The sequence below is a fragment of the Paraburkholderia sp. J8-2 genome, from assembly GCF_905220195.1.
GTDB lineage: Bacteria > Pseudomonadota > Gammaproteobacteria > Burkholderiales > Burkholderiaceae > Paraburkholderia.
Window position 1 is genome coordinate 1 of record NZ_CAJMZA010000002.1, and the last position, 25251, is coordinate 25251.

Genomic DNA, 25251 nt, shown 5'->3' on the forward strand with positions numbered 1-25251 from the left:
AAACCTGCAGGATCACGGCCATCCGAAGTGGAAGCAGGTGAAGCTTGAACTACCCAGCCTCGGCAAAGGCTGGCAATACTATCAGCCCGTCGAGCGGCGCCTGAAGGCGTGTTTCGCGCATCGCGCCGCGGTGCAGGCGGCCGCGCCACCGCGCGCCGCCGCCACGCAACAAGTCAATGCGCGGCCATGCTCGGACCAGGAGCGCCTGCTGCTGCTTTGCAAGTAATGACACGAAGTCGACATCCACCAACAGGCGGCGGAACGTGTGCGCGGAACCGCGCGACAAAGATGAATCTTCGTGCAACTGGCTCGTGATCGGCGATATCGCGCAATAATTCGAGCGCAACCTCAAAATTCGCAATTCTGAACCGACAAATGACAGGCTTGTTCCGCCACGCGGCGCAGCCGTGCCCCCGGATGCGCTAAAAATACAGCGCGCCGACCGCGAGACGACCACGCGGTGCACTCGCCCCGCGTTCGGCGACACCACGTATCGTTTATTCTTAGGTACGTATCGCGATCAGATGGGAGCGCGTGTGATCCCGAACCCTGTCAGCCAGGGAGCATGCGCGTGTTCGAAGGCGGGCTTTGTGCTCCGGCGAACGGTAATCCCGGGGCGGTCTGCCTAACATGCGTCAATTGTCAATTGTCCGGCGACTGCACATGAGCGTCTCGAAGCTCAGTTCCTGGGGCCACTACCCGTACGCACCACAAACCGGCCGTGAACCGGGTTGGCGCGAGAACGCGCAATCCGCACTACGCGACGCGGGTACCCGCTTCGGCACGACGTTGCCGTTCGGCAACGGTCGCAGCTACGGAGATAGTTGTCTCGCCGCCACCGATCACGTTCTTGCGCTGCGTGGTCTCGATCGCTTCATTTCCGCAGACTGGAAAACCGGCATCGTGCGCGCAGAGGCGGGCGTCACACTCGGCGAAGTGCTCGAACTTGCGGTACCGCGCGGCTGGATGTTGCCCGTTACGCCCGGCACGCAATTCGTCACGCTCGGAGGCGCACTCGCCAACGACGTACACGGCAAAAACCACCATGTGCGCGGCACCTTCGGCCGACACGTGCGACGCTTTTCGCTGCTGCGCTCCGACTGTGAGCCACTTGAGTGCGCGCCAGAAGAAAACGCCGAGTTCTATCGCGCAACAATCGGCGGTCTTGGCCTCACTGGGATCGTCGAATGGGTGGAACTGCAACTGATGCCCGTCGAGTCGAGCCGCCTCGCCACCCAAACGATTCCGTTCGGCAATCTCGACGAGTTCCTCGCGCTGTCGCACGAATACGACGCACAGCATGAATACGGCGTGGCATGGATCGACTGCCTGGGGCGCGGCACGTCGCTAGGACGCGGCATTTACGTCTGCGCCGACCATGCCACCGACCAGTGTTTCGATATGCCGCGCCGCCCCATGCGGCGGGTACCGTTCGCCCCGCCCTGGTCGCCCGTGAACCGTTACACGCTGAAGCTCTTCAACGAGTTCTACTACCGCCGGGCAGCGAACAAGGCAGGCCCCGCCGTGGTCAACTGCGCGAGCTACTTCTACCCGCTCGATAGCATCAGGGACTGGAATCGCCTCTACGGACGGCGCGGCTTCCAGCAGTACCAACTGGTCGTGCCCGACGCAACGGCCCGCGACGCGTTGCACGCGTTCCTTGACACGATCGCGTCGACCCACGCCGGTTCGTTCCTCGCGGTGCTCAAGCGCTGCGGCCCGCTCGTCTCTCCAGGACTGCTCTCATTCCCAATGCAGGGAATCTCGCTTGCACTCGATTTCCCCCAGCACGACACACGCAACGCCACGCTTTTCGCGCGCCTCGACGCGATCGTTCGCGAAGCTGGCGGCCGCCAGTATCCGGCCAAGGATGCTCACATGAGCGGTGCGGATTTTCGCGCCGCCTATCCAGCGTGGCAGGCGCTCGAACAACTGCGCGACCCGGCCTTGATGTCGCGCTTCTGGCAACGGACAACCCGGTAATGGACAAGAACATTCTGATCATCGGTGGTTCCTCCGCCATCGCAGTGGCGTGTGCTCGAGAATGGATCAAGCGCGGCGCGAACTTCATGCTGGCCGGCCGCCATGCGACGCGTCTTGAGGTCGTCGCGCAGGATCTGCGAGTACGTGGCGCAGGGCGTGTCGGCACCTTCGTTCTCGACGTCAACGATTTCGAACAGCACCGCCCCATGCTCGACGCCGCAATGACCGAGCTTGGCCGCATCGACATCGTTCTGCTCGCGCACGGCACGCTCTCAGACCAGTCGGAGTGCGAGCGCGACCCGCAGGCCGCGGTGCGAGAAATCACCGTCAACGCACTCTCGACTATCGCACTACTCACACTCCTCGCCGGTGCGTTCGAAGCACAAAAGAGCGGTTCGATCGCCGTTATCTCATCGGTAGCGGGCGACCGCGGACGCCCTTCGAACTACGTCTACGGCACCGCGAAGGCCGCCGTGACGACCTTCTGCGAAGGGCTGCGCGCGCGGCTCTTCAAGTCGAACGTGAAAGTACTGACTATCAAGCCAGGTTTCGTGAACACGCCGATGACAGCCGGACTTGCGCTGCCCGGCCCGCTTGTCGCGTCGCCTGAGCGCGTGGCGACAGACATCGTGCGCGCCGTCGAGCGCGGAAAGGATTCGATCTATACGCCGTGGTTCTGGGCCGAAATCATGCTCGTAATCCGCTCGCTGCCCGGCTTCGTATTCAAGCGGATTTCTCTATGAGCAGCCCGGCCACCGGCGTCGTGCTGAGCCGTTCCCGCCTCGTCTTCTGGTACGCGGTGTTCGCCGCCATTTCAATCGGCGCGAATCTAGGCAGCCAGAGCCTGGCGTTCCATTTGTACCAGGGTGCATTTGCGGTACCCATTTCGGTATGCGTGGGTACAGGCGTCGGGCTCATCGTCAAATACCTGCTCGATAAGGCCTGGATATTCCGCTACGAGCACCGCAGCGTCGCGCACGGCGTACGCACGTTCACGCTGTATGTCGCCATGGGGCTCGGCACGACGGTCGTTTTCTGGGTCGTGGAATTCGCCGCGGACGCGCTCTTTCACAATGAAATCGCGCGCCTCGCCGGCGGCGCACTCGGTCTGGTGATCGGCTATGTCACAAAATATCACCTCGACAAGCGCTTTGTATTTGCGTGAACCCGTGTGCGTTGCAGCACAGACCCCGCACGGCACCGCGATTACGATGCTTTCCCGGATCGCGGACCGCGCACGTGCCGCCGGTGCCGCACTCCGACCAACGCCTCACGAAGTGATCCCCTTGTTCCTGCCCCGGCACGGAGAATGAACATGGCCACGCCCGCAACCCACCCAGTCCCGCTGTGTGTGGATCTGGACGGAACGCTCACTCGTACCGATCTGTTGTTTGAAGCGTTCTTCGTGCTCGTCAAGCAGAGCCCACTATCGATCTTCCTGTGTTTCGCTTGGGCGCTGCGCGGGCGCGCCTACCTGAAGGAGCAGATCGCACAGCGTGTGAACATCGACGTTGGCGTGCTGCCCTACAACACTGAGTTGCTCGCGTGGCTGCGCAACGAACGGGCAAGCGGGCGCGAGTTGTATCTTTGCACGGCCACAAACCAGCGTCTCGCCTCCCAGATCGCCGCACACGTTGGGCTCTTTACCGGCGTGCTCGCGAGCACGGTCAGCAACAACCTGCTCGGCAAAAACAAGGCGCGGGCGCTCGTTGAGCAGTTCGGCGACCACGGCTTCGACTATTGCGGCGATGCGCGCGCGGACCTACCGGTATGGCGCCAGGCACGCCAGGCGATCGTGGTTGGAGACAAACACATTGCCGCCGCGGCACGCAAGACTAACGCCGCCATCATCTTCTTCGAGCAAAAGCGCCAGCTGATTCCGCTCGTGCTCAAGGAGATGCGCGTGCATCAATGGGTGAAGAACGTGCTGATCTTCGTGCCGCTTCTCACCGCCCACCGTTTCACAGACCGTTCCGCGCTCGCTGCCACCTGCATCGCGTTTCTGTCGTTCAGCCTGGCCGCGTCGTCGGTGTACCTCCTCAACGACATGCTCGACCTGGACGCCGATCGCCGCCACGCGCGCAAGCGCAGCCGGCCATTCGCTTCGGGCAAGCTGTCGCTGAAATTCGGCATCGTGCTGACTGTCGCGCTGTTCGCTGCAGGCGGTGCCCTCGCGGCACTCCTGCCGCGGGAGTTCGGGGTCATACTCGCCGCCTATTTCGTCGCGACGGTCGCCTACTCGTTCGTTCTCAAGCGCATGACACTCGTCGACGTGTTCACGCTTGCGTGCCTGTACACCGTGCGTGTAATCGCCGGCGGCTCGGCGACCGGCATTCCGCTCTCGTACTGGCTGATCTTGTTCTGCGTGCCGATCTTCCTCTCGCTCGCAATGGTCAAACGCTATGTCGAACTCGACACGATCCTGCGCGAAGGCAAGACGGAAGCCGCGGGGCGCGGTTACATCACGCAGGACATTTCGATCCTGCGCTCTTTCGGCACGGCTTCCGCTTATCTCGCCGTGCTCGTGCTCGCGCTTTATCTGAACACGCCGGAAATGAAGACGCTATATCTCCACCCGCAGGCATTGTGGGCCACGTTCGCGCTCACGCTGTTCTGGGTGAGCCGGATCTGGATGTGCGCGTTTCGTGGCACGATGCACGACGACCCCATCGTGTTTGCGTTCAAGGATCGTGCGAGCCTCGCCGTAATCGCACTGTCTGGGCTCAGCATGTTGCTCGCCATCTGAACATGCCGCGATGAAAGATCTAGACACCGTGCACCTGCTCCTACGGTGACAGGCCCAGGAATGCCACTGTCTGCGGAGATGAGGCATGGTGACGCGTACTTGGGGCACCCAGCACCCGTAAGTGGGACGTCGTTTTGGCGTTCGCGTTCGCCTTAGCCGGTGACGTACGCTGGCGTACAGACGGACGCACCACAATGCCCTACGGTTGTTCACTGGGTCCGGTAAGGCTCGAGCGACATTCCGAGGAACCTGCGAACACTGTTCGCGCTTGCGCCCTTTGAGCTAAGCCAAAGAGGGCTCCCCACGTTTCACCGACGAATGCACGATAAACCGATCACCCTCACGATCCAAGCCCGTGTGAGCTGCGCTGCGATCGCCCGGGGAATTCGAGGATGAAACTCGTGTTTAACCATCAAACCTGCCATGATTTTTGACGGTCATTGATCGAGATGGGGACATAATTGAAGCTAGAGACGGGGACCGCTAACGACAACAAGGCGTGGCCGCTATGGAATTTATCTGCGGCCACTTGCTCCTTATTGGTTCTCGCATTCAGCGGGCAAACTGACTCATTCTTCTGGGACTACCACGTCTATGAGAAAGGTTTGAGTTGCTATTCGTCTGCACCGGACCCCTACGCGTGTGCTGCGGGCGATTTTCCATTTGTCTACCCACCCGTTTTTCTCAAGATATTTTCCGTTGTCGATTTCCCAACCTCTTTTGTTCTCCTGGTTCTAGCTTCACTGGCGGGAATTGCATGTGTTTGCATTAGTCTCAAACGCTTCATTCCATATCATCGCCTGGCGCCCTGCCTGATTCTTGGCTTTCTCATTGGGGGCGCTGGCTTTGCTTCGATCCAGACAGGCAACATGAGCGTCTTTGCGCACCTGGTGCTCGTGTCCCTCTCATATTTTCTGTTCAAGAATCGGTCGATCTATGCGTTGACGGCGCATGCAATCGCCATCATTTTCTTCGCGGCCATAAAACCCTACTTTCTTGCCTACGCCTTCCTTTATCTTTTTCTGCCCCGACGCAGCTTGTTCGCATTCGTCACGGTGCTCATATCGGACGCCGTCATCTACATGGTGCAGCCTATCTTTTATCCGAAACTATGGGCGGGATTCCAAGGTGCCATCTACGGCCAGATCGTTCAGCATGGCGACGCGGGAATCACACTCCTTGGCATATTTTCAAGATTTGGGATGGGAAAAGTGGGACTCTTTCTCCATCTTCTCCTCATGCTTCTCGTTGTGCTGACATCGATAGTCTTCAGACGCAGGCACACCCAACGCCCTCTACGGATATGCTCCGAAAGCGAGTTGTTCTACTTTCTCGCAATTCTCATTCTGCTAAATCCAAGACTAATGTCATATGATTTCAGTGTTTTTTCAGTCTGCCTATATTTGTCGATGATGCTTTCGTCTCGAGGTAACGGTTGGGTGGGCTTATTCTTAAGAATTTTCCCTTTCCTGACGATTCTGCCGCTATGCCTTGAAGGTTTGTTTCATATTCGCGTGCATTCCCTAACCTATTACTTCCTCGCGACTTATGTCCTACTGGCTGCGGCAATGGCCTGTCAATGGCCTTTGAGCGTTGCCTGGACAAAATACACGTTCTCGCGCGCCGGCCACCGGAAGTAGCCGCATATAAGCGGCGCCAACGAACCTGGATGTTGCGCCGCAAAAGTCGCGTCGAAAGTGACATGGCGAGACGCAAAAGCCACAACGAGCTTCGGGCGACACTGGAATCGTTGATTCCGGTCTCTCATACCGTCACCCCGCCTGGACGCATACCGCCTCCCGCGTCTTTGTGCTCACTCGCATCAAGCTGCGGGCCGCCTGACCAACGGCGGCCATCGATATAGTGAAGCGCAGATGCGACTCGTCGTCAGGCGTGTCTCAATCGTCCAGCCGCGAATCCCGCCCCTTCAGCCATCCGATTTATCATGAAGATCAACGAAACAATCACGGGGAACACAAAAAATCGCTCCAGATAGATCGGAAAGAGAATCAGATGCAAGGAAACAAAGATCATTGACGCGATAAATATATAGTCCAGATCCGAAAGAGGGTTTCGCCTATATAACCGCATACCGAAAAGCACCGAGGAAAACATGTAGACAAGAAGGTGTTGGCTATTGTGTGATCTCTTCGCACCCGAAATATACGCATTCACGTAGTCAGCGATATGCGTTGAATTTTTCATTGTCGCCGGGTACGGATCAACGCCGAATAGCGTGAAATTGAAAACGCGCAAAAATCCGTAGTTGCCGTTGAAGTGATTGTCGGCAACAAGCAGCCCAATAGACAGTGCCGCGGAAAGCAACGCGAGCCTTGTCGAAAGGAGCCGAAATGAGAACACGCACAGAATCATCGATAAAATGACAAAATCAGTTCTGGCCAACGGAAGCGCAACGATCACCGCAAATACCCATCTGCTGCGCTTCACCAGAAGCAACAGCGCCAGCAACGATAGCAAGCACGCGAGGACATCCGGGGAGGAGATTCGCCCGATGGTAGTAAGTTTAGAAATAAAAATAATGGCCGGAAGATAAAGCTGAGAAATCTGAAAATGCTCGAGCAGCAGCGCCACTACGATCACACAAAGGGCGCCGTATATTGCGTCTACGCGGATCGATGAACTTGAATATGAGTGAACGAAATGGTCGACGACTCGAATCGATTGCAGATACAGTACACGTATCGAGTAAAACGGTATTTGCTGCTCGAGTGAGACGGGATCGTTGAATACTGTCGCACGATAACTTGCGTCCGGAACCTGTTCAACCAGACTGGATCCGCTCTGGCCTCGGGAAGCACCCGCCGTAAGTTTTTCGAGGTCGCTCTCACCCACTTCTTTAAGAACGTTCGCGAAGACGGCACGCCTCAATGGCTCGCCAGAAAGACCGTCCTGCTTGTACATGGACGCCACATAGCCAATGATGTCCCAGTTGAAACCACTGTGATCGGGCTGTGTCAGGCCGACACGTAGTACCCAGCCACAGCATACGGCGACGATCAGCACACCCAGCCACTTTCTGATGTTGTTTGCCATAATCAACGTCTCGAGTTGACCGCCTGATGATTACGATCGACACGCCTCAACGAGTGCCAACAGAGGGCCGAAGGGCCTTTCAAACTGGATAACCGCTACCCTGGCAACGATTGCCTTGAATGGATGTCCGCCGCGGATCACTTCGGATTTTTGGAACCTTCCCCGTCTAAATCCGCACAGGGGGGAAGTCGGCAGCACCCAGGTTCTCGATCTCGATGTAGGACGGCAGTTCGTTCGCGGTACGCGAGTACAAACCCGCCGCCGTTTGGGAGAATCCAAGCCGTCGGAAATAGTCATGGCAGGTCGCATTCCTTCCGGTATCGACCAACTCGGCGCAAACTTCAGCGCCCGCCTTCAGCGCCAACCGCGTCGCAATCGCCCCCACGACCAGTTCCGCACCAAGCCCAAACACGCGGCACGACAGCACGACCTGGACGATCTTCTCGCCTTTGATCAGGCAAACGGAGATGATGCCGTTGTCAATCAATTTGTCGCGCAGAGAGGAGACCACACAATACCCGCCGTGGTTTATGAACGCCTCAAACTCCGAGCGCTCCCATCTTTTCCCGGTCGTGTTGAACTGATTCGTCTTGTTGATGAGTTCGAATGCCCGATCAAAGTATCTGGATTGCGGCGTCTTGATCAGAAAGAATGACTGGCGAAGCTGCAACGAAGCCAGCCACTCTTCGCGCGAAACACCATCATTGGCATCGGCGCTGGCTTCGCGCTGCGAGATTGCGCGCACGAGTTCGGTGCGACGCGATGACTCTTCGGTGACGATGGGGACCTGCGTTTCGGCCGACCGCAGAATGATTCGCCGCCAGTCGTAATGATTGCCGCCAAGGCAGCGAATGGCGGGGATCGCCGCCTTCACCTCCGACAACTCACGGTCGTTGTCGTCGATAAAGACACAGTTGCCCGGAAGCAGATTGACCTCCTTGATGATCTCAAGGATGTTCTGCGACTTGGGCCTCCAGTTGATACGCACGCACGCGAAGTCGTCCATGGTAATGGCGCCGCGCCAGATGGCGTTGAACCGTTCAACGGTGGGCGCTTCTTCATTCTTGCTGCAAATCGCCAGCAATCCGCCGCGCTTTTTGAAGAACAGCAAGGCTTCAGCCAGACCGATCGGCCAGCCTTCGATGCGTTGCTCCAGGCTCACGTTCTCGCCTTCCGCTGCCACGCCGCGCCACATGGTGTCATCGAGGTCGACGATAATGAGCTTCACTGGGTCTTGCTGCTCGATGACCTTGACGATTGCCTCAATCCGCGACAGGAACGCGAGGGTAAATTCGCGAGACGCGACCTCATAGGTGAGGATATTTCCAATTGCTTTGGGCGCAATCAGTCGATTCGCGTCCAGCTTGAAGTCCCAATCGTTGATGAACGAGGCATGTGAACTGCTCAACAGGACATCGTCCTGCAGGTGCCGGCGGCCGATGAAATTCAATATTTCGTTGGCGTCGAGAAAATAGCAGTTATTTGTCTTGCGCACAGCGTCGGACAAAAGCCGGTTGATCTCGCGCACCAGATTTCCAGGCGACGTCATACCGAATGGATCGATGAGATCGCCGTCGTAATTGAAGCTCGGCTCGAAAAACGACATGAAGATTATCGGAGCCGACGTGATCTGCGCGGCGACCTGCGCCACCTTCTGGGCGATATATTCCCCTGTCCTCTCCAGGAAGACGCGAGCATCGTCGTCTGAACGCAGGCGCGCAAAAGCCATGTCCACCACCGGTTCAGGCGTTTGCGTCACTTCGCCGAGAATGTGACGGAGCGTGAGATTCACGACGACGACATCGTCGCTTGGCGCGGCATCCGGGACAGGGGCGTGGCGTCTCGAGCCCATCAATATGTGCCGGATGTTGTGCCCGGAGTTCGCGCTTCGCTTGACGAGCATCTCCACAGAACACGTGCCCAGCAACAAGATATTGAGCTTGCGCGACTGGATCGCAAGCGACGTCGGCGGCAGCGGTAAATTGACCTGTTTATCGGCGACGGACGAGTAGAACAAATCGCGGACAAATTGACGCATTTAGGACCTCGAAATCGAAACGTACTCCACACGCGGCCGGTATCGGCTTTGAGATTAAAGCAGAGCGCCGATGCACCATCTGTGCGCCGACAGACACAACCCGAACCGGGTGCGGCGCTGCGGGATCCTCGCAGCGGCATGCGGGACGTTTATAAACGTCCTCGACCCAGCGGGGGCCGATCACAGAGACGGAAAAAGGGGAAGAACGAGTGGTTACCGAGAGCCTCGAATTTCAGAGGCGCTGACTGGCGGGGATGAAACTGAATGTACAAGATTGCCGGGGCGCGCCGGCTATGACTTTTATTTTTCAGGGCAGATTCAACTCAGGTCGAATAATCCTCAGTCTGGATTATCCGCATCAACTGCTTGATTAAATTCACACCTCCCCAACCAATAATCAACCTCGCAAACAGCGCCGCCCAATCCTTGCTGGGAATCTCTATCTCTCTCAACAAAACGCGTTCGACGATGGCAAATCTCAAGGTGATACTCATTTTCTTGTAAATCAAAACATTAAATATAAATGACGAGACATGCCCCTTTGACATCAGCTTTTCATATTTCTCAAAAAATACGAGACTGGGTTCACAACTGACCGCCTTCGATATTCTTGCGGGGCTCTCGCTCAAGGAATACTCCACCAGCGCGTCGTGCAAATAAACGAAAGCACATCCGGCCATTTCAGCTCGAATGGCAAAATCCCAATCCTGATGACGGCGCAATGCCCCGTCGAAACTGATCAGCGGGTACTGATGACGCCACATCATGATCGATGACGTCTGGATATAGCCCCCCTCCAGCAGGATGAAATCGAGCATCGGCCGGCCATCGTAGGGAGAGCGGTTACCCGGGATGCGCCGGCCTGCGTCCGTTAGCACGACGTTGCTGAACAGCACCTTCGCCTCGTTCCCGGCGGGCTTGGGGCCAAAAGCCGCCACGCAGCGCTCGAGCTTGTCCGGAAGCCAACGGTCGTCAGCGTCCAGGAAAGCGATCAGATCGCCGGTGGCCTCTTCAATGCCCCGGTTTCGACACCACGCCGCGCCATGGTTCTCGCTTTCGCGAATCAGTCTCAAGACAATGTTGTTTCCGCAACGACTCGGCAAGTCGAACTGCAGACCGGACGCGTCGTCTACGACGATAATTTCCTGCGGGGCAACGGTTTGACTGGATATCGATTCTATTGCTACCCACAGCAAATCAATGCTGTTGTAGTGTGGAATGATCACACTTACGTTGTAGACATTGTCAAAATCACACCGCATCCCGCACCTCGATTCTGAATTTCGACAACTTCCTCGTGCAAAGAGTAAAACTATCTGTCTTGATCTGATAGCGCGTCAATCACACATATTCTTACCGTTCCTTACCGAGCACTTATCCATCCCTTTCCGACCCGCGATTAACCTTACACAAACATTAAACATACTTTCTAATTGCATTCGAATACAGTTGAAAAACCTTCTCCCAATGGTTTTCAGACCAGTCTTCTCGAAGGCCATAGCGCTGAATCAATTCAATAGCGAACGCAACCCGCGGGCGTTCTGGAAGCCAAAGCCATAGATGATCCGTCCGGCACCGCATCGAGTCGCAAAGGACCCTGCAGCCCAGCTACGTTCGGAGAGCCTCACAGGTCTTATGCCGGCGCCATATTTCGACAATTGCCGCGACGGCTTGTCGGCGAACGTTGCCATACGCTTGAGCGTGTCCTGAAACAGCACGCTGCGATACCTGGCACGTCGCAATACGCCTTCGTTGCCGCTATGTACTGGCGCTAGCGCAAAACGCGCACGCACGCACACACGCACGCCGTGCAGCGTAATTGCATCACGCTCTGACAGATCGTAGGACGTGTCCCTGGTATCGTTCCGTGGGTTGCCCAACAAATCCACGAGAGTTGTATGTGTACATTCACTCGTGCGTCAGCCGCTCCTCGACCAGGCGGCAATGCAACCGGCGTGCATGGTTCGCAATGCGTGACTCAAACGGATAGCGCGTCGCCCTATGTCGCACCTCATCGAGTCGACATTTCCCACTGCAATTCGAATCAGGCTATCCATGTCCACGCCGCCACTCACGCCGCCAACCATGCAGGAAGTCCATGTCTGGCAATGGGACCTCGATGCCTGCGGTGGCGAATTTGACCGGCACCGGGACATGCTATCCATGCAAGAGCACGAGCGCGCCGGCAACTTTCGCTTCGAGCTGCATCGCCGCCGCTACGTGACCGGGAGGGGAAAACTCAGACAGATCCTCGGCCGCTATCTCGCGCTCCCCCCACAGGCGGTCGCACTCGAATATGGTTCGGAAGGCAAACCATTTTGCACGAACCAACCCGTTGGATGGAGGATCTGCTTCAACCTGAGCCACAGCGAGAATACGGCGGCGCTCGCCGTTTCGGGCGGTTTCGAGGTAGGTATCGACGTAGAACAGATACGCCCGATCGAGGAAAGCATGCCGCTCCAGGTGTTCTCCTCACGGGAGCGTGAACAATTCGACGCGCTCCCGCCATCAGAACAGCAAACGGTCTTCTTTGAAACCTGGGCGCGCAAGGAGGCCAGCCTGAAAGCTCTCGGTACAGGCTTCATCCTGCCGCCCGAGCATTTTGAGTTCGATCTTTCCGATCATGGCGACACCATGCCCCGCTTCGTCGGGGGTGCGGCGGACGAAGCTTCGCATTGGCGCGTTCGCGCGCTGTCACCCGGTCCGGCCTGCGCGGGAGCGGTAGCGGCGCGCCAAACTGGCTGGTCGGTCATCCACATGAACTGACCCGACAAGGGCTCGGACGAACTCCTCTCGTCCCGCCCAGCGGTTCGATCGAGTTGTTGCCACGCACAACGCCGCACACGAATTGCCAGTCCTCGCCTCGATGCAACACGCACTCGGCCAATGCCGCGATCGTCGCCAAACCCACCCGCACGGCGGCAGGCGGGGCGCAAGCCTGCGCGCCGACGCACCCGTGCCACCCCGCTGCAATGTGTTGCTGCAGCACATCGTGTGTGCGACGGCGAACGGATAGGTATCCCGCGGAAGATTAACTTCCTCCTACAGCAAATTTCAAAGTTGGGACACAAGCCAGGTGCGCAAAGCCACCTGCCGCTTGCGCTTCCCGTGACCGGACGCCGTTCTGCGCAAGCGCCGCGAGTTCTTCGCCAAGCCTGCTCAGCACCGGACCTTCGTCAAAATTGTGGGGGAGTAGCAAATGTCACACAGAGATGGACTTTCAGGCGTTTTGCCGGGCGGGACCGATCATGTGCCTGGCGTGGCAGCGCGCTTCGATGCCATATGTGCCGGGTTCGGCAATCATCTTGCTGTGATTGACGCCACGGGCGAGGAACAGTATGCCGCCCTTGGCGAACGTTCGGCGCGGCTCGCCACCGTCCTGCACGAAATGGGACTGGAGCCGGGCGATCGCTGCGCGATCATGGTTTCGCGCAGCCGCGACACGCTGGCTTTGATGCTGGCGATCCTGCGTCTGGGCGCCGTCTACGTGCCGCTGGACCGCGCCTACCCCAAGGCGCAGCTCGACTTCATCGTTTCCGATTGCTCGCCCAAGCTCATCATCGCCGAGGCGGCAGCGCTCGCCAGCGTTGGCGAGCTGAACGGCGTCACGGCCGATCTCGAACATGTCGTGGCGGCTGCGGAGGCCGCGCAGCCCGCTGCGCTCCATGCCTGCAATCGTGACGACGCTGCCTACGTGATGTACACCTCCGGCTCGACCGGCAAGCCCAAGGGCGTGATCGTGCCGCACCGTGCGATTCTGCGCCTCGTGCAGGGCCAGACGTTCACCGAGCTTTCGCCGGACACGCGCTTCCTCAACCTCGCGCCGCTCGCCTTCGATGCGAGCACGCTCGAGATCTGGGGACCGCTCCTGAACGGCGGCTGCGCCGCCATCATCAACGAGGTCCAGCCCTCTCTCGACACGATCGCGTCCGAGATAGCGCGACTCGGCGCTACCAGCGCCTGGTTCACGGCTGGCCTCTTCAATGCGCTCGCCGACTATCGGCTGGAAGCCTTTCTTCCGCTCAAGGAGGCGCTGACGGGCGGGGACGTGCTGTCCCCCGTCCATGTACGCAAGGTCATGGAGGCCCACCCGGGTCTGCAGATCATCAACGGGTACGGCCCGACCGAGAACACGACCTTTACCTGCTGCTACCGCATTGCGCGCGACGGTGAGTCGCTCGCGCATGGCGAGGCCATTCCCATCGGCTACGCCATCGCGGGCACGAGCGCCTACATCGTGGACGACAAGCTCGCGCCGGTTGCCGATGGCGAAGTCGGCGAGCTGGTCGCGGGCGGTGACGGTGTCGCGCTCGGCTATCTCAACCGCCCCGAACTGACGGCCGAGAAGTTCGTCGACGACGTTTTCGCCCCTGGCGCCAGACTCTACCGCACCGGCGACCTCGTGCGCCGCCGCCCGGACGGGGCCATCGAATTTCTCGGCCGCAACGACCGGCAGATCAAGATTGCGGGCAAACGCATCGAACTCGACGAAATCGAACATGCGTTGCGCGTGGCGCCCGGCGTCGCAGATGCGGCCGTGGCGGCGTTCGAAGGACGCAACGGCAAGGCCATCGCGGGCTTCGTGAAGGCCGACGCCGCCGACGCCGCAGGTCTTCTGAACTCAATTCGCGCGTATCTCAAGTCCGCCCTGCCCGATTACATGATGCCGACGGAGCTGCGCGTGCTGCCGGATTTCCCGCTGACGCCCAACGGCAAGATCAACCGCAAAGCGCTGCTTGCGACTATCGATACGCAATCCGAATCATCGGCGCAGCCCTCTCCGGTGGACGACGACGTTGCCGACAAGCTCGCGTCCGTATTCGAAGGCCTCCTCGGCAAGCCCGTCGATCGGCGCTCGAACTTCTTTGATCTCGGCTTGCGTTCGCTCGATATGATGCGCGCGCACGCCATCATCGCGCGAGACGTCGCCGCCAAGGTCGCGCTGGTGGATCTCTTCCGCCATCCCAATGTCGAGGCACTGGCTTCGCATCTGCGCACGACGCTCCCGCTCGAGAACACAGCGCCAATCCGTCAACGCCGCGGCGTGCAAAGCGGCGCCATCGCCGTCGTCGGCATGTCCGGACGGTTTCCGGGCGCACGCAATGTCTCCGAACTTTGGGCCAACATTCTCGCGGGACGCGACTGCGTCACGCATTTCGACGTGGCGGAACTCGAAGACAGCTTCGACGACGGCTTGCGCCGCGATAAGAGCTACGTCAAGGCACGTCCGATACTCACGGATGTCGACCACTTCGATGCGGGCTTCTTTGGCATGCTGGCGCGCGAGTCGGCGCTGACCGACCCGCAGCAGCGGCTCTTCCTCCAGATTGCGTGGGAAGCGTTCGAAGATGCCGGCTACGACCCGGCGACGATCGCCGGCGCGGTCGGCGTGTTCGCCGGCACGTCGATGAACACCTACTTCCTCAAGCACATCCTGTCCGATCGCGGGGTCATCGACGAATTCACGAGCCAGTTCCAGATCGGCGAGTATCAGAAGCTCGTTGGGGCCGGTGATTTCGTCGCCACCCGCACCGCGTACAAGCTCGGGCTCACGGGACCGGCCGTCTCCGTGCAGACGGCATGCTCCACTTCGCTCACCGCGATCAGCCTCGCCGTCGAGAACCTTCGCGCCGGTCGCTGCGACATGGCGCTGGCCGGTGGCGTCTCGATCACGTTCCCGCAAAAGCGCGGCTACTTCTATGAAGAAGGCGGCATGGGCGCGCCCGACGGCGTGTGCCGCCCGTTCGATGCCGACGCAAAGGGCACGGTGTTCGGCAGCGGTGCGGGCGTCGTCTTGCTCAAACGGCTCGAAGACGCCATCGCCGACGACGATTCGATCTACGCCGTGATCCGCGGCGTGGGCATCAACAACGACGGTTCCGACAAGGTCGGCTTCACCGCGCCGAGCGTCGACGCCCAGGCACGCGCCGTCGCCATCGCGCACGCTGAAGCGGGCATCGATCCGGCCTCGATCGGCTATGTCGAGGCCCATGGCACGGCAACGCCGCTCGGCGATCCGATTGAATTTGCGGGCCTCGTGCAGGCTTTCCGGCTCGGTGGCGCAGAAGGCGGCCAGTTCTGCGCGCTCGGCTCGGCGAAGGCCAATGTCGGGCACCTCGACGCGGCCGCGGGCGTGACGGGTTTCATCGCCGCGTCGCTCGCCCTGCGCAACCGCACGTTGCCGCCGCTCACGCATTTCCGCTCGCCCAATCCCGGCATCGACCTCGCGAACAGCCCGTTCTACTTCAACGTGGCGGCGCGCCCCTGGACTGACGGCGCCGCGCCGCGCCGCGCCGGTGTGAGTTCCCTCGGCGTCGGCGGGACGAACGTCCATGTGGTGCTCGAGGAGGCGCCTTGCCGCGACGCCTCGGGCGAGCAAAGCGAAGGACTCCAGATCCTGCCGCTATCGGCCCGCAGCACGGCGGCGCTCGAACGCGCGAAGGCGAATCTCGCCACGCATCTCGCGAGCCATCCGGAAATCGCACTGGCCGACGTGGCCGCGACGCTGCAAACGGGACGCCGCGATTTCGCGCACCGCGCCGTCGTCGTCGCCGAGAGCGTGGAACAGGCCCAGGCCAAGCTCCAGAAAGGCGCAATCGAAGCACAGGCGCCCCAGGCCGCGCCTGCGGTCGTCTTCATGTTTCCCGGCCAGGGCGCGCAGTATCCGGGCATGGGAGCCGCGCTCTATCGCGCCGAGCCGGTCTATCGCGAGTGGATCGACAAGGGCGCCGAGGCGCTGGCGCCGCATCTCGGGCTGGACATCCGCACGCTGCTGCTGAGCGAGGCGCCGGAGGGCGACGACACCCCGCACCCCATCCGCTCGACGATCTATGCGCAGCCCGCGCTTTTCCTGGTCGAATATGCGCTGGCGCAGTTGTGGATGTCGCGCGGCATCAAGCCGGCGGCCATGATCGGTCATAGCGTGGGCGAGCTGGTCGCCGCTTGCGTGGCCGAGGCGATCGCGTTCGAGGATGCGCTGCGCCTCATCGCACAGCGCGGCGCGCTCATGCAGTCGGCCGAACCGGGCGCGATGCTGGTCGTGCGTCTCCCGGAGGCGGAACTCAGCCCCATGTTGCCCGGCGACGTCGATCTCGCCGCGCTCAATGCGCCGACGCTCAGCGTCGTGGCCGGCCCCTTCGCGGCCATCGAGGCATTCGAGACCACGCTCAAGGCACGCGATATCGAGCATCGACGTTTGCACACGTCGCACGCGTTCCACTCGCGCATGATGTCCGGCGTCGTCGACGATCTGGCCAAGGTAGCGAACAGCCTTGCTTTCGCGAGGCCCAAGATCCCGTACGTGTCTTCCGTCACCGGGCAATGGGCGTCGATGGATCAGCCGGTGTCGGGACAGTACTGGGCGAGCCACTGCCGCAATGTCGTGCGCTTTAGCGACGCGCTCGCCACGGTCACGGCAGAGGGCAAGCCTCTTCTGCTTGAAATCGGTCCCGGCCGCACGCTCTCGACCTTCGTCCTGCAGGGCTTGCCCAAGGACCGGCATCAGGGCGCGATTGCCTCGCTGCCCGACTTCGCGACACGCGAGCGCGAGCTTGCCGTGCTCGCCGAGGCGACCGGGCGCCTGTGGCTGAACGGCGTCAAGCCGAGCTGGAAAGCGCTGCGGGCTGAAACGGGCCGCCGCGTTTCGCTACCGACTTATCCCTTCGAGCCGGAACGGCACTGGATTGACGCCCCGGCAACCGCCTCTTCACGTCAGCCAACGACCGTTGCCCCGGCGATTGCCGCGCAAGCCTCGTCCGAAGCCCTAAACGATATTCCACAGACCGCCATGACCCAGACCGTCCAAATCGACCGCAAACCGCGTCTCATTGCCGAACTCGCGTCACTGCTTGCCGAGATGTCCGGCGAAGCACCGGATACGTCCAACCCGGACGTGACGTTCTGGGATCTCGGTTACGACTCGCTGTTCATGGGGCAAGTCTCCCGGCAACTGCGCCGCCGCTACGACGTCACGATCAGCTTCCGGCAGATCATGAGCGACTATCCGACGCTGCCCGCCCTCGCGCAGTTCCTCGATGGCGCGATGCCGCCTGACCCGGAAGTGCCTGCCGAGGCAGCTCCCGCGCCGGTCGCTGTCGCCGCTCAAGCGGTCGCCGCGCCTGCCGCCGTTGCGGCAGTGCAGGTCAGCGCGCCCGTCGCAGTGCAAGCGCTTGTTGCGCCGGCCACGGGCGACCTCCAGTCGGTGATCCGCGACCAGCTCGCCGCCATGCAGTCCGTGATGGCGCGCCAGCTCGAAGTGCTGCAAGGCGCGCCGCTGGCCGTCCAGCAACCCGTAGCGGTGCAGATCTCCGCGCCGGCCGCAGCGCCCACCGTCTCCGCCCCGGCCGTGGCAGCCGCAGCGCCCGCGCGCGCCGCCGCCGGTCCCGAAATCAAGTTCGAGGAAAATCGCCCGTCGCGCTTTACCGCCTACAAGCCGGGCGCCTCGCACTCGGCCCAGATGACCGACGCCCAGAAGGCGTTCATCACCGATCTCGCGGCGCGCTACTCGGCCAAAACGGCCACCTCCAAGGCGCGTACGCAGTCCTACCGGGCGGTGCTTGCCGACCCGCGCACCGCCAGCGGCTTCCGCGAGGAATGGAAGGAGCTTGTCTATCCGATCGTCGCCCAGCGCTCGAAGGGCTCGAAGATCTGGGACGTAGACGGCAATGAATATATCGACGTGGTCAACGGCTACGGCCAGACCGCATTCGGCCACACGCCCGATTTCGTGGTCGCCGCGGTCAACGCGCAACTGGAGGAAGGCTTTGCGATTGGACCGCAGTCGCCGCTTGCAGGCGAAGTCGCCCAGATGTTCTCCGACATGACGGGCCATGAGCGCGTCACGTTCTGCAATACCGGCTCGGAAGCCGTGATGGCGGCGATGCGCCTCGCGCGCACGGTGACCGGCAAGGACAAGGTCGTCTGCTTCGACGGCGACTATCACGGCCAGTTCGACGAAGTGCTCGTGAAGCCCGGCAGCGAAGCGGGCGTGCCGCGCGCGTTCCCGCTCGCCCCGGGAATTCCGCAGACCTCCGTGGGCAACATGGTCGTGCTGCCCTATGCCCGTCCCGAAAGCCTCGAATGGATCAAGGCCAATATCGACGATATCGCAGCGGTGCTGATCGAGCCCGTGCAGTCGCGCCATCCCAACTTGCGCCCCAAGGAGTTCGTGCAGCAGCTGCGCGACGTCACGGCGGCCAATGACTCGGCCCTCATCTTCGACGAGGTCGTGACGGGCTTTCGCGTGCATCCCGCCGGCATGCAGGGCCTGTGGGGCATCCAGGGCGACATGGCGACCTATGGCAAGGTGGTCGGCGGCGGCCTGCCCATCGGCGTGCTGGCAGGCACCACGCAGTACATGGATGCGCTCGACGGCGGTCAGTGGCAATTCGGCGATGCTTCGGTACCCGAAGTTCCGCCTACGTTCTTCGCGGGCACGTTCGTGCGCCACCCCGTGGTGCTCGCCGCCATGAAGGCCGTCCTCCTGCACCTCAAGGAGGCTGGCCCGGCGCTGCAGGAAGGGCTCGGTGCACGCATGGAAGGACTCGTGCAGCGCGTCAACGCGCATCTGGAGAAAGTCGGCATCGCCGCGCGGGCGGAGTCCTTCTCGAGCTGGTTCTATGTGAATCTCGCGGGCGAAGATCGCCTCGGCAGCCTCTTCTATCCGTACATGCGCTACCTCGGCGTGCATATCATGGAAGGCTTCCCTTGCTTCCTGACGACGAGCCATTCGGACGAGGACATCCGCAAGATCGGCGACGCCTTCATCGCGAGCATCGACGCGCTCCAGCGCGTCGGCATTCTCGGCGGCGCGCTGGACGCCGCGGCGCATACGCCGGCCGAACCGCCGCTCACGCAGTCTGCACTCACCGAGCCCCAGAAGGAAATCTGGATGTCGGCTCAGCAAGGCCACGAAGCCTCGCTCGCGTTCAATGAGTCGTTCACGCTCGAACTCAACGGCAAGTTGAACGAGGCCGCGTTCGAACGCGCCTTCGCCGCGACCGTGGCCCGCCACGATGCGTTGCGCGTCCACTTCTCGCGCGTCGGCGACACGATGTTCGCAGACGCGGCGACGACCGTTGCGCTGGTCCCGATCGACCTTTCCGGCCACGCCGATCCGGCGAGCGAGCTCAAGGCCATCATCGACGCGGAAGCCCGCGAGGTCTTCGATCTCACCCGCGCCCCGCTCGCGCGCGCCGCGCTGGTGCGCCTGGAAGCGCAAAAGTGGGCGTTCGTGTTCACGGCACATCACATCGTCTGCGACGGCTGGTCGATCAACATCATCCTGCGCGACCTGGCCGCCCTCTATGCGGCGGAAGTCTGGGGCACGCAGCCGGAACTGGACGAAGTGCAAAGCTTCCTCGCCTTCGCCAAGGAGCAGGACGCGATCGGCGTGGACAAGGAAACGCGCGACTTCTGGATGAACGTCCATCGCGAGCCGGCGCCGCAGCCCGACTTGCCCGGCGATCGCCCGCGCCCCGAACGCAAGAGCTTCAATGGCGCCTCGACGACCCGCCATCTGGGAGCCGACCTTCTCAAGCAGGTCAAGACCGCTTCCTCGAAGCAGGGCTGCTCGCTGTTCGCCACGCTGTTCGGCGCGGCCCAGGTGCTGTTCGGCCGTTTGTCCGGCAATGACGACGTGGTCATCGCCGCACCGATGGCCGGCCAGTCGCAAGCCGGCGAAGCGCTGCTGGTCGGCCACTGCGTCAACTTCCTGCCGCTGCGCGTGAAGTTCGACCGCGAAAAGCCTTTCGCCGCACACATGAAGGCGGTGCGCGATCACCTCTACGATGCTGGCGACCGGCAGAACTACACGTACGGTGCGCTCGTGCGCGATCTCGGCATCAAGCGCGATCTGAACCGGCTGCCGCTGACCGATCTGCAGTTCAATCTGGAAAAGGTCGACGGCGAACTCGACATGGCCGGCGTGACCACGCACTTCACGCCGAACGCCAAGGCGTACAGCAACTTCGATCTGTTCCTGAACGTGATCGAATCGGCACAAGGTCTGCGTCTCGATTGCGACTTCAACACCGACGTCTATGACGAAACGACGATCCAGCGCTGGCTCGGCTACTACGAAACCTTGCTGAGCGCGATCGCACGCGATGCCGAAACGCCGGTCGCCGCGCTGCCGCTGCTCAGCGATGCCGAAATCCACCATCTGCGTGACGAACTGAACGCGTCGCAGCGTGACTACGATCTCTCGCAGACGACCCCGGCGCTGATCGCCGCGCAGGCCTGGCAAGCCCCGGATACGACGGCCGTGTCGGACGAGTCGACGAGCCTGACGTATGGCGAACTCGATGCGCGCGCGAGCCAGATCGCCCGCCGGCTGATGGCCGCGGGAATCGCCTCAGGCGGACGCGTCGCCATCGCGATGGAGCGCACTGCGACGACCGTCGCCGCGATGATCGGCGTATGGCGCGCCGGCTGCGCCTATGTGCCGCTCGACATGACGATGCCGCCTGCACGTCTGCGCCAGATTCTCGATGGCGCCGACATCGCCGCCATCCTCAGCGATGAAGCCAGCCTCACGTTGCTGGAACCGGGTGCGCATCGCGTGCTGGACGTCGACGCGCTCCTCGCGCAGGACGATGACGAGACGATCGCGCTGCCCGTCGTCACGGACGCGGATTCGGCCTACGTGATCTTCACGTCGGGCTCGACGGGTCAGCCCAAGGGCGTGGAGATCGGCCACCGCGCGCTGAGCAACTTCCTGTTGTCGATGGCGAATGCGCCGGGCTTCTCGGTCAGGGACAGCATCGTCGCGGTGACGACGTTCTCCTTCGATATCTCGGGTCTCGAACTGTTCTTGCCGCTCATCTCCGGCGGCCGCACCTTCATCGCCGGGCACGCAGAAGTGCGCACCGGCTTTGAGCTGGTGACCCGCCTGAGGGAAGAAGCCGCCACCGTTCTCCAGGCGACGCCTTCGCTGTGGCGCATGCTGCTCGAGGCAGGCTTCAAGGCGCCGAAGGGCTTCAAGATCCTGTGCGGCGGCGAGCCGTTGCCGCGCGACCTCGCCGACGAGTTGCTCGCGACCGGCGCTGAGGTCTGGAACCTCTACGGCCCGACCGAAACGACGATCTGGTCTTCAGCCTCGCGTGTCGTTGCGAACGCACCCGTGGTGATCGGCGCGCCGCTCGCCAATACCGACCTGCACGTGCTGACCGACGACCTGCATCTGGCGCCGGAAGGCGTGAGCGGCGACCTGTGGATTGGCGGCGAAGGCCTGGCAAAGGGCTATTTCAACCGCCCTGACCTGACCGATGCCGCGTTCAAACCGGTTGCCATCGAAGGCGCTGCGCCGCGCCGGCTCTACCGTACCGGCGATCTTGCGAAGCGGCTCGCCGATGGCTCGCTCCAGCATCTGGGCCGCCGCGACCAGCAGATCAAGCTGCGCGGCTTCCGCATCGAGATCGAGGAAATCGAGTCCACCTTGCGCAAGGCGCCCGGCGTTGCCGCAGCCGCCGTCGCCCTGCACACGGTGAGCGACAGCGCGCGCCTCGTGGGCTACCTCGTCGGTGCGGGCTCCGACAAACCCGACCAGGGCGCGGTCGCGGCCTATGTCGCCGGTCAGCTGCCGTCCTACATGGTGCCGACGCTGTGGATGACACTCGACGCCCTGCCCCAGACCAGCAACGGCAAGCTCGACCGCAAGGCCCTGCCGGTGCCGACGCCGGACATGGTGGCCACGCCGGTGCGTCAGCCGCACGCTGCGCTCAAGGTCGTGCCGCAAGCGCCGATGCCGGTCGAATCCGCGGCCACCGAACCCGAGGCGAGCGAACCGGCGCAGATCACCGCCGCCGTGGCCGAACCCGTGACGCTGACGCCGACGCAGACCACGATCGCCGCGATCTGGGGCGATGTGCTTGGCCTGCAGCATGTCGGCATCGACCAGAAGTTCTTCAGCCTTGGCGCAGACAGCCTCCAGTTGTTCCGCATCGTCGCGCGGATGAACGAGCGCGGGCTGGGCGTCGATGCTCGCCAGCTCATGAAGAACGTCACGATCGAGCAGTTGGCAGCCAGCCTTGACGGCACGCAGACGGACGAGCCGGCCGAGGCGCCCGCCGTGGCGAGGCCGTCGATCCTCAACTTCAAGCGCAGGATTGCTGAAGGAGCCTGAGCGATGAACGGGATAGCCTTGAATATCGCGCCTGTGCAGGAGGTCGAGGCGGGCCATGCCCTGTTCCCGGCGACCGCCTGCCAGGTACGCTACTGGCACGAGCAGAAGGCGTCGCCGAAGGCCTCCGCGCTCAATATCGCTTTCCGGCTGCAATTGTCGGGACCGCTCACGGCCGCGAGCATCGAACAGGTGCTAGCCGAACTGGTCGCGCGGCACGAGATATTGCGCACCGGCTTTCTGATGACGGGCGCGGGGCTGCGCCAGCAGGTCTGGAGCCGCGCCCCCTTCCGGCTGGAAGTCGTGGATCTTGGCGGTCTGGACGAAAAGGCGGCGCTCGCCGCGGCGCAGCGTGTGGGTGAAGCGCAGGCCCGCACGCCTTTCGAGTTGTCGTCCGCCTCGTTTTTCCGCGCCGTGTGGTTGCCGAGGTCGGGCACGCAAGGCGAATTGCAGCTGACCTTCCATTCGCTCGTGATGGACGGCTGGTCGTTCGCGATCCTCGTGCGCGAACTCGTAGAAGGGCTCGCGGCGTTGCGCGCGGGCCACGATCCCGACCACCCCGACGTCGACCTTCACCACGGCGACTACGCACTGTGGAAGGGCGAGTTCCTGGCCAGCGCGGCGATCGATCGCGCTCGCGTGCATTGGCGCGAGGAGCTTAAGGGCTTCAGCCGTTTCGATGTGGCGGGCGATCGCCCCCGGCCATCGGAACGGCGCTTCCAGGGCGTCATTCGCTCCATTCTGTTGCCGGACACGCTGAGCGAACACCTGATCGCGGCCGCCAAGGCGCAAGGCGTCACCCTCTTCAGCTTGGCGGCCGCAGCCCTCGCGATGTCACTGCAAAAGGCGACCGGCCAGGCCAAAGTCGCCATGGGCACGCAGATGTCGGTGCGCGATCAGCAGGAACTCGAGGGCGTCGTCGGGCCGCTCATCAACACGGTGATCCTGCGCCTCGACGTGACCGATGGCAGCACCCTTGCCGACGTGACCGCGCAGTGCGGCGGCAAGCTCAGCGACGCCATCGAGCATCTTCACCTGCCGTTCGAAGAGATGATGGAAATGGCGGGCGAAGTGTCCGAAATGAATCGGCCGCCGCTATGCTCCGTCAACTTCGCTCTGCAGCAAAGCTTCGTTGGCATGGGCGACGAGGTGCGCCGCCAGGATTACGCCGCGACGACTTCGCCCTCTTTCAACGCGGGCGCGCTCTACGACCTCAACTTCTTCATGGTGCGGCGCCCGGAAGGCTGGCGCATCTCCTGCGAAGGCGACACGGACCTTTACGACATCGAGACGATCGACCGGCATCTCGCCAATTGGCGCGAGGTACTGGAAACGGCAGAAGTCATGCCGCAACGCCCGCTCGCGCCCGCGGCCGGGAGCGAGACAGCGCAAGTTGCGGGCGGTGTGGGCGTGAGCGGTTTTCTCAGCCGCGCCGAGCTGGAGGCGAAAGCGCACAACATCGTGCGATTCAACGAGGATGGTTCGCAAACGCCCATCATCGTGCTCAACAACATCGCGGTTCTCTATGAGCTGGCCAAACAGGTCGGTGACGAGCGAACCATTGTCGACGTACCCATGGTGCCGAAGACGCCTCAGCCCAACTTCCCGTTGCGCGCCTTCGAGGATCTCGCCGCGGACGCCGTGCGGCTCATCCGGCTGATCCAGCCGCATGGCCCCTATATCCTCATGGGCTACTGCGTGCTGGGCGCGATGGCGCTGGAAGCGGCCCACCAGCTGCGCCGCGAGGGCGAAACGGTGGAACTCGTCGTGCTCACCGATTCCTGGTGCCCGGGTTACCGGGAGACGATGCCCTGGTACGATCGCCTGTTGCGCAAGTTCCAGGTGCGCATGGACGACATCCCGCGCGACTATCGCCTCGCAAGGCGCGGCGAGATGTCCATGATTGCGTTCCTCCAGCAGTTTCGCACGGTTCGCCTGCTTCGTCTCACCCAGCTCGCCGTGAAGTTCGGACTCTTGAAGAACGACAACGCGAACAACATGATCGACGACAACCTCTGGTACGGCCGCAATATCGGCTATCTGCGCGAACAGCAGGTGCGCTATCGCCCGAAGGCCTATGACGGCAATGTCCAGATCTTCCGCAGCGGTCAGGTGCTCAAGGGCCGCCTGTTCGCGCAGGACATGGGTTGGGGTGAAGTGGTCACCGGCAAGCTGGTCGTCACCGAGGTTCCCGGCATGCACAACCAGATGTTCCGCGCGGCCGGCGCTGCTGTCATGGGCAAGCAACTGCTTGAACGTCTGGCCGCAACCGTGCGAGGCAAACAGGAAAGCGCGCTTGAGGGACCATGA

General features: G+C 61.8%; 11 protein-coding genes and 1 pseudogene. 9 read left to right on the plus strand and 3 right to left on the minus strand.

Annotated elements, in window-relative coordinates; translation table 11 throughout:
* The 6 genes and pseudogenes from U5A52_RS05355 to U5A52_RS05380 form a co-directional block, all read left to right on the plus strand.
* Positions 1–226 (plus strand): annotated as a pseudogene (locus U5A52_RS05355) (C4-dicarboxylate ABC transporter substrate-binding protein); the annotation flags it as partial.
* 437 nt (positions 227–663) lie between these two features.
* Positions 664–1983: an FAD-binding oxidoreductase gene (locus U5A52_RS05360; RefSeq protein WP_321934185.1), complete on the plus strand. Its 1320-nt coding sequence runs from the start codon at positions 664–666 to the stop codon at positions 1981–1983.
* A complete protein-coding gene (locus tag U5A52_RS05365; RefSeq protein WP_321934186.1) occupies positions 1983–2726 on the plus strand; it encodes an SDR family oxidoreductase in 744 nt (247 codons plus the stop codon). Before U5A52_RS05360 ends, U5A52_RS05365 begins: the two co-directional genes overlap by 1 nt.
* Positions 2723–3148 carry a GtrA family protein gene (locus U5A52_RS05370; protein ID WP_321934187.1) on the plus strand — a complete coding sequence of 142 codons (426 nt, stop codon included), beginning with the start codon at positions 2723–2725 and terminating at the stop codon, positions 3146–3148. Before U5A52_RS05365 ends, U5A52_RS05370 begins: the two co-directional genes overlap by 4 nt.
* A 150-nt stretch (positions 3149–3298) precedes the next feature.
* Positions 3299–4729, plus strand: a complete 1431-nt coding sequence (locus tag U5A52_RS05375) for a UbiA family prenyltransferase (protein WP_321934188.1) — start codon at positions 3299–3301, stop codon at positions 4727–4729.
* Between the two features lie 461 nt (positions 4730–5190).
* Positions 5191–6369 (plus strand): hypothetical protein, encoded by a 1179-nt coding sequence (locus U5A52_RS05380; RefSeq protein ID WP_321934189.1) that lies wholly within the window; start codon positions 5191–5193, stop codon positions 6367–6369.
* 247 nt (positions 6370–6616) lie between these two features.
* Here the strand turns inward: U5A52_RS05380 and U5A52_RS05385 are convergent, their stop codons facing one another.
* The 3 genes from U5A52_RS05385 to U5A52_RS05395 all read right to left on the minus strand — a co-directional run bounded on the left by U5A52_RS05385 (position 6617) and on the right by U5A52_RS05395 (position 11083).
* On the minus strand, positions 6617–7783 hold the full coding sequence (locus U5A52_RS05385) for a hypothetical protein (RefSeq protein ID WP_321934190.1): 1167 nt from the start codon (positions 7781–7783) through the stop codon (positions 6617–6619).
* A 166-nt stretch (positions 7784–7949) separates the two neighbouring features.
* Complete coding sequence (locus U5A52_RS05390) at positions 7950–9821, minus strand: HAD-IIIC family phosphatase (protein WP_321934191.1); 1872 nt, start codon at positions 9819–9821, stop codon at positions 7950–7952.
* A gap of 323 nt (positions 9822–10144) precedes the next feature.
* Positions 10145–11083 (minus strand): glycosyltransferase family 2 protein, encoded by a 939-nt coding sequence (locus tag U5A52_RS05395; RefSeq protein WP_321934192.1) that lies wholly within the window; start codon positions 11081–11083, stop codon positions 10145–10147.
* A 793-nt stretch (positions 11084–11876) separates the two neighbouring features.
* Between U5A52_RS05395 and U5A52_RS05400 the strand changes: the two genes are divergently transcribed.
* The 3 genes from U5A52_RS05400 to U5A52_RS05410 all read left to right on the plus strand — a co-directional run bounded on the left by U5A52_RS05400 (position 11877) and on the right by U5A52_RS05410 (position 25251).
* The gene (locus tag U5A52_RS05400; RefSeq protein ID WP_321934193.1) at positions 11877–12587 is read left to right on the plus strand and encodes a 4'-phosphopantetheinyl transferase family protein; all 711 of its coding nucleotides are present in this window, start codon (positions 11877–11879) and stop codon (positions 12585–12587) included.
* A 433-nt stretch (positions 12588–13020) separates the two neighbouring features.
* Positions 13021–22944: a non-ribosomal peptide synthetase/type I polyketide synthase gene (locus U5A52_RS05405; RefSeq protein WP_321934194.1), complete on the plus strand. Its 9924-nt coding sequence runs from the start codon at positions 13021–13023 to the stop codon at positions 22942–22944.
* Positions 22945–22947: 3 nt separating this feature from the next.
* On the plus strand, positions 22948–25251 hold the full coding sequence (locus U5A52_RS05410) for a condensation domain-containing protein (RefSeq protein WP_321934195.1): 2304 nt from the start codon (positions 22948–22950) through the stop codon (positions 25249–25251).